This window comes from Rhizorhabdus antheiae, assembly GCF_049889055.1.
Taxonomy (GTDB): Bacteria; Pseudomonadota; Alphaproteobacteria; order Sphingomonadales; family Sphingomonadaceae; genus Rhizorhabdus.
The window spans coordinates 352052-358128 of sequence record NZ_JBLTWO010000003.1 but is presented as its reverse complement, the minus strand read 5'-3'; the positions used below and the strand labels follow the sequence as shown (position 1 = coordinate 358128).

Genomic DNA, 6077 nt, shown 5'->3' with positions numbered 1-6077 from the left:
TGGACCAGGCTCGCACCAGCATGCCGGGGCGAGCTTCCACCCGCCCCTCGCCCCCTCACTCCTCCAGCAGCGCGCGCAGCATCCAGGCGGTTTGTTCGTGGATGCCGATGCGCTGGGTCAGCAGGTCGGCGGTCGGCTCGTCGCTCGCGGCCTCGACGGCCGGATAAAGCGAGCGCGCGGTGCGGGCGGCGGCCTCGTGGCCCTTGGCGAGGATTGCGACCATTTCCAGCGCCTTGGGCGGTGTGGTCGGCGCGTCGGGGAGCGAGCTGAGTTCGGAGAATTGCGCATAGGAGCCGGGGGCCGGAAAGCCGAGCGAGCGGATGCGCTCGGCGATCGGGTCGACCGCAGTCCACAGCTCGGTATATTGCGCCATGAACATCGCGTGCAGGCTGTTGAACATCGGCCCGGTGACGTTCCAGTGGAAATTGTGGGTCGTCAGATAGAGGGTGTAGGTGTCCGCCAGCAGGCGCCCGAGCCCGTCCGAGATCGCCTTCCGATCCTGCTCGTCGATACCGATATTGACCATGTCATGCCTCCCGGGTGTGGCCGCCTTCGCCCAGAACGGACAGAGGCGGCGCGTTCCCGATGGTCATAACGGCACCGTCATCACCGCCCAAGCGAAAGCGACGGGCACGGTGCATTTTCTACCCCTAACAGAGGATGTTGCGATGGTCCGGCTCGAGCGGTTCGGGCGCCGGTTCGCCCAGCGCCTGCAGCAGGTCGATCTCGATCGTCCGGCACATCGCGCAGAGCGGCAGATCGTGGACGCTATTGGCGAAGGGATCGACCAGATCATCGCCCACCGCCAGCACCGCGAGGAACATCAGCCCGGCCACCGTCGATCCGAAGGGCGTCGCATAGCCCAGCGTCTCGACCAGCCCGATCGGCAGGAAGATGCAGAACAGGTGGGTGAACAGCATCGGGAAGAAGCGATACCGGTTCGGCAGCGGCGTGTTCTTGAGCCGCTCCATCCCGCCCTGCGCGTTCGACAGTCTCGTCCATCGGCTGCCGACGCAGCTGGCAGCGCAGCGCATGGACATAGGCAATCTGCAGAAAAATGATTTCCCGCCGGATCTGCTCGACCTCAGAGTGCGACAGATAGGCCTTGGCCGCGCGGGCGAGGCTGCGGCTGGCGTTGATCATCTGTCCCCACAGGCCGCGCCCTTCCCACCAGCGCCGATAGGCGGAGTTGCTGCGAAAGCCGAGGAGCAGCGCGAGTGCGGAGCCGAACAGGGTCAGCGGCAGGCCCGGTGTCTTGAACGGCAGGACATAATGAGCGACCGTGACGATCACGTCCCACAGAAAGAGAAACAGCAGCGGCTTCCCGACTTCGCGAGCGATCTGGGTCATGCGCGGCGTGTCGGAGATGATCATATGGGTTCGGCCGTCCAGCGAGGCCGCCATTCGTTCGGCAGCGCGGCGTATAGAGATGGCGCCTCCCATTTTGTTTCCCTGCAACCGTTCTACCGCTGCAAGACCGACTTCTGCCGCGCATGACACCTATTTTGCGAGCCGCGTCCGAAACCAATGAAACTATCGCGCCGCAGCATCATTTTCTGAGGGTCGCCGTACGGGGAAGGAAGCGCATCGCATGCTCAATCAGGTTCGCTCCATCTTTCAGACCGCCATCGCGGACCGGGGCGACCGAACGTCACGGGGAAAGATCGAGCACATCGCGGTGATCGGTAACGCCCTGCCCCGCCGCTGTGGGCTGGCGACCTTCACGTCGCATGTGGTGGACGCCCTCCAGGCGCGTTTTCCCCAACTGATCGTCGACCATTATGCGATGGATGACGGCTCCGGGGTCGCCTATCCCGACAATGTCCGCACCATCGCAGCGGGGGACCCGACGGCCTATCGGCTGACGGCCGGCCTGATCGAGGCGAGCGGCGCGCAGGCGATCTGGCTGCAGCACGAGTTCGGCATCTTCGGGGGGGCGGCCGGCGAGCATGTCATGCGCCTGCTCGATCGCTCGACGCTTCCCGTCATCGCCAATCTTCACACGGTTCTGGAACGGCCCTCCGATGCCGAGAGACGCCTCTTCGACCGGCTGCTGGCGCGCTGCACCCATGTGATCGTCATGGCCGAGCGCGGCAAAGCGATCCTGCAGCGCGTCTATGGCCTCGCCCCGGATCGGATTTCCGTAGTCCCTCATGGTGTCCCCGACCGCGCCTATGTCGAGCCCGACCGCGCCAAAACCCGTTTCGGCCTGGCTGGCCGCAAGGTCGTGATGAGCTTCGGTCTGCTCGCGGCCGACAAGGGCATCGGCTTCATGATCGACGCCATGCCGGCGGTCGCTCGGCGTCACCCGGATGTCCTCTATCTTGTCATCGGGGCGACCCACCCCAATCTGATCCGCGAACAGGGCGAAGCGCTGCGCGACAGCCTCATCGCGCGTGCCGCCGATCTGGGCGTTGCCGGCAATGTCCGCTTCATCGGCGAATTTCTGGAGCAGGAAGATCTGCTCGACTGGCTCGAAGCAGCCGATGTCTATGTGACGCCCTATCTCAACATGGCGCAGATCACCTCGGGAACGCTGTCCTATGCTATCGGACTGGGCAAGCCGGTGGTCTCGACGCCCTATCTCCACGCGGCGGAGCTGCTCGCCGACGACCATGGCGTTCTCGTGCCGCCGCGCGACGCGCAGGCGCTGGCAACGGCCGTGCTCGACCTGCTCGACGACGGCGACGCACGCGACGCGCTCGCCCACCGCGCCTATGCCCTGGGCCGCGATCTGCTCTGGCCGCGTGCCGTCGAACGCGCCGTCGGCCTGATCGAGAGCGCCAATGAAGCGCGGCCCTATGTCGGCCGTTTCACCAGCCGCCGGCCGCTCCGGCCGTCGCTGGAGGCGGTCAAGCGGATGACCGACGGTACGGGCATGCTCCAGCATGGCGTCCATAGCGTGCCGGATCGCAACCATGGCTATTGCATCGACGACAACGCCCGTGCGCTGATTCTGATGTGCCGCCTCGGTCCGGAGATGGAAGCGGCTACCGGTCCGCTGGCCTCGACCTATGCCGCGTTCATCAACCATGGCTGGAACCCGGATCGGGGCCGCTTCCGCAATTTCATGAATTATGACCGCAGCTGGTGCGAGACCGAGGGGTCGGAGGACAGCAATGGCCGGACGCTATGGGCGCTCGGCTGTGCCGCCGCGCACGCTTCCGACGCCGGCATTCGCGGCTGGGCTGCGGAAATGTTCGACCGGGCCGCGCCGCTGGCCGATGCGTTGATCTCCCCGCGCGCTTCAGCCTTTGCAGCTCTGGGCGCTGCCCATAGGCTGGAGCAGTGCCCGGATCACGCCATCGCCAGGGCGATGCTGGAGCAGAGCATCGACATGCTCAAACGGCTGCTCGTCGCATCGCGCCGGCCCGATTGGGCATGGTTCGAAACGGTGCTGGCCTATGACAATGCGCGGCTGCCTGAAGCTTTGCTGCGCGCCGGGCGGTTGCTGAACGATCGCGAAGCGATCGAGGTCGGGCTGGAAACGCTGACATGGATCGCCGACATACAGACCAATCCGGCCGGCGCCTTTCGCCCGATCGGCACCGACAGCTTTCAGCGCCCTTATGCAGCCCCCCTACCCTTCGATCAGCAGCCCCTGGAAGCACAGGCGATGATCGATGCCTGCACCGCCGCGATGGCCGTCGGCGATGATCCGACATGGCTGGATCAGGCATGGCGCGCTTATGGCTGGTTCCTCGGAGACAATGATCTTGGGTTACCATTGGCGGAGGGAACTGACGGCGGCTGCCATGATGGCCTCATGCCGCATGGGGTCAATCGCAATCAGGGTGCAGAATCCATTCTGGCTCTGCAACTAGCCAACGCCTCCATGCGTTCGCTCGGCGAGAAACAGGATAACCGGCCCGCCCGTACGGCTGCCTGAGCGGAGCTGGCGGGACGGTTCGCTGTCCCACCAACACCCGGGAGCCTATGCTCGCTGATCATAACCACCGCCTTCGCCTGACCGCCGACGCCTCGCGCGTCGTGGTTCGTCCCTTCCACCTCGCCTGGCAGGCCAATGGCTCGGAGCCGGGTCGTGCCCAGCGCCTCGTCAGTGCCGTGCTGGCGCTCGACATGGACGAGACCCGCAGCCAGCTGGCGTTGGTCCTCGCCGATTTCGAAGCGCGGCACTGGCAGACACGCCGGGTCTTCTCGACGCGCTACGAGCAGATCGCCAATCAATTGGCTCTCGACAGAGACGGGCTGGAGGATGAGCGCAAGCAACTCATCGGCGCCTATTTTTGCCACGAATATAGCTATGCCGCAGCGGCACTGATGAACCCCAGCGTAGTGCCGCACCCCGACCAGTCGGGGCTGACCGCGAACACGCTGCGCATCCTCATGTCTCTCCGCGCGGTCGGCGAAGGCCATATCAGCTCGATCGCCTTTCGCGAGGGGCTGATCACAATCGACGGCGACCTCGAACTCGCACCCGAGCCCCCCTTCGCGACGGCGGCCGATGCCCCCGATGCCGATGGCGTGCGCGATCAGGACGGTCCGATCACGATCGAGCGGCATCGCGACAGCACGCTGTCGGGGACGGTGATCTTCCCGATGACCCCGGCCCAGCGCAACGGACTGGAAGATCTGCGCCTCACCCATTTCACCCATGACGACGGCAGCACCGAATATATCGGCACCTACACCGCCTATTCGGGCCGGGACATCCAGTCCGAACTGATGCGGACGCGCGACTTCCGCTCGATCGTTCTGATCCCGATGCGCGGTGCTGCCGCCCGCAACAAGGGCATGGCGCTGTTCCCGCGCAAGATCGGCGGGCGCTATATGATGATCGGGCGGCAGGACGGACAGAATCTGTTCCTGCTGGAGTCGGACGAAGTCGACCATTGGGAAGATGGCGCACCGCTGCTGGCGCCCGCCTTCCCCTGGGAGTTCATCCAGATCGGCAATTGCGGTCCGCCGATCGAGCTCGACGAGGGCTGGCTGCTGCTCACCCATGGTGTCGGTGCCATGCGGAAATACTCGATCGGCGCGATCCTGCTCGACCGGGACGACCCCGGCAAGGTGCTGGGCCGGACGCGACAGCCGATCCTCGCTCCGCAAGACGAGGATCGCGAAGGCTATGTGCCCAATGTCGTCTATACCTGCGGCGCGCTGCGCCACGGCGACAATCTGTTCATGCCCTATGGCGTCGCCGACAGTTCGGTGGCTTTCGCCTTCATACCCATCCGGGAACTGCTGGAGCGGCTGTAAGGCGACCCGTCAGATCGCGCGTCGCGCTTCGCCCAGCACCGACCGGACCACGCTGGCCGGGACGGCGAAGCCGATGCCGATATTGCCTTCGCCGCCGGGAGCGAGAATCGCGGTGTTGATGCCGATCACCTCCCCGCGCATGTTGATCAGCGGGCCGCCGGAATTGCCGGGATTGATCGGCGCGTCGGTCTGGATCAGGCCGATACCGCTCTGCGGCGTCAGGCCCCGGCCCAGCGCGCTTACGATCCCGGCGGTGACGGTCTGGCCGAGACCGAAGGGGTTGCCGATGGCCACGACATAATCTCCCACCTCGGCGCTGTCGGTCGGCGCCAGCGGCGCGGCGACCAGCTTCTCCGGGGGGATGCGGAGAACCGCCAGATCGGCCTGCGGGCTGGTGCCGAGCAGTTCGGCCTGGAACTGGCGCTTGTCCTGCAGAACGACGAGGATCGCCGAGCCTCCGCCGACGACATGGTTGTTCGTCAGGACCAGACCCCGCGCCGCGTCGATGATCACGCCCGATCCGGCCGACATGCGCGGCTGGACCGCCGAGTCCGGCACGCCCAGGAAACGCCGGAAATAAGGATCGCGCAGCAGCGGGTTCTGCGCATAAGGCGATGGATAGGCGACCGCGATGTTGACGACGGCGGGCGACACGCGCTTGACGAGCGGCGCCACGCTCAGCCGGTCGAGCGGCACAGGTTCGCCCGAGGCTGCCAGCGCGACGCCATTTGCGGCGGGAGCCTCCGATCCGCGCTCCTGCCAGGCCGGGATCGCGACAGCGGCTCCGAGAAGCAGAGCCGCCGCGATGGCCGCCTTGCGCATTGTCTTCATCTCCCTTTGCTTCCGATAGGCCGGAT

General features: G+C 65.8%; 4 protein-coding genes and 1 pseudogene. 2 read left to right on the top strand and 3 right to left on the bottom strand.

Annotated elements, in window-relative coordinates; translation table 11 throughout:
* Positions 1–55: 55 nt before the first annotated feature.
* Both ACNI3R_RS09165 and ACNI3R_RS09160 read right to left on the bottom strand, forming a co-directional pair.
* Positions 56–526, bottom strand: a complete 471-nt coding sequence (locus ACNI3R_RS09165) for a Dps family protein (RefSeq protein WP_426182305.1) — start codon at positions 524–526, stop codon at positions 56–58.
* A gap of 124 nt (positions 527–650) precedes the next feature.
* A pseudogene (locus tag ACNI3R_RS09160) lies at positions 651–1374 on the bottom strand (bestrophin family protein).
* A 217-nt stretch (positions 1375–1591) separates the two neighbouring features.
* Between ACNI3R_RS09160 and ACNI3R_RS09155 the strand changes: the two are divergent.
* Positions 1592–3889 carry a glycosyltransferase family 4 protein gene (locus ACNI3R_RS09155; protein WP_426182302.1) on the top strand — a complete coding sequence of 766 codons (2298 nt, stop codon included), beginning with the start codon at positions 1592–1594 and terminating at the stop codon, positions 3887–3889.
* Between the two features lie 47 nt (positions 3890–3936).
* The gene (locus ACNI3R_RS09150) at positions 3937–5220 is read left to right on the top strand and encodes a glycoside hydrolase family 130 protein (RefSeq protein WP_426182299.1); all 1284 of its coding nucleotides are present in this window, start codon (positions 3937–3939) and stop codon (positions 5218–5220) included.
* Positions 5221–5229: 9 nt separating this feature from the next.
* On the opposite strand, the gene ACNI3R_RS09145 is transcribed toward ACNI3R_RS09150, so the two are convergent.
* Positions 5230–6051 (bottom strand): trypsin-like peptidase domain-containing protein, encoded by an 822-nt coding sequence (locus ACNI3R_RS09145; protein ID WP_426182297.1) that lies wholly within the window; start codon positions 6049–6051, stop codon positions 5230–5232.
* Between the last annotated feature and the right edge of the window lie 26 nt (positions 6052–6077).

Bases quoted from the DNA above. Each gene is read 5' to 3' on its own strand.
- ACNI3R_RS09150 (WP_426182299.1), top strand. From the start codon at position 3,937: ATGCTCGCTGATCATAACCACCGCCTTCGCCTGACCGCCGACGCCTCG.
- ACNI3R_RS09145 (WP_426182297.1), bottom strand. From the start codon at position 6,051: ATGAAGACAATGCGCAAGGCGGCCATCGCGGCGGCTCTGCTTCTCGGA.
- ACNI3R_RS09165 (WP_426182305.1), bottom strand. From the start codon at position 526: ATGGTCAATATCGGTATCGACGAGCAGGATCGGAAGGCGATCTCGGAC.
- ACNI3R_RS09155 (WP_426182302.1), top strand. From the start codon at position 1,592: ATGCTCAATCAGGTTCGCTCCATCTTTCAGACCGCCATCGCGGACCGG.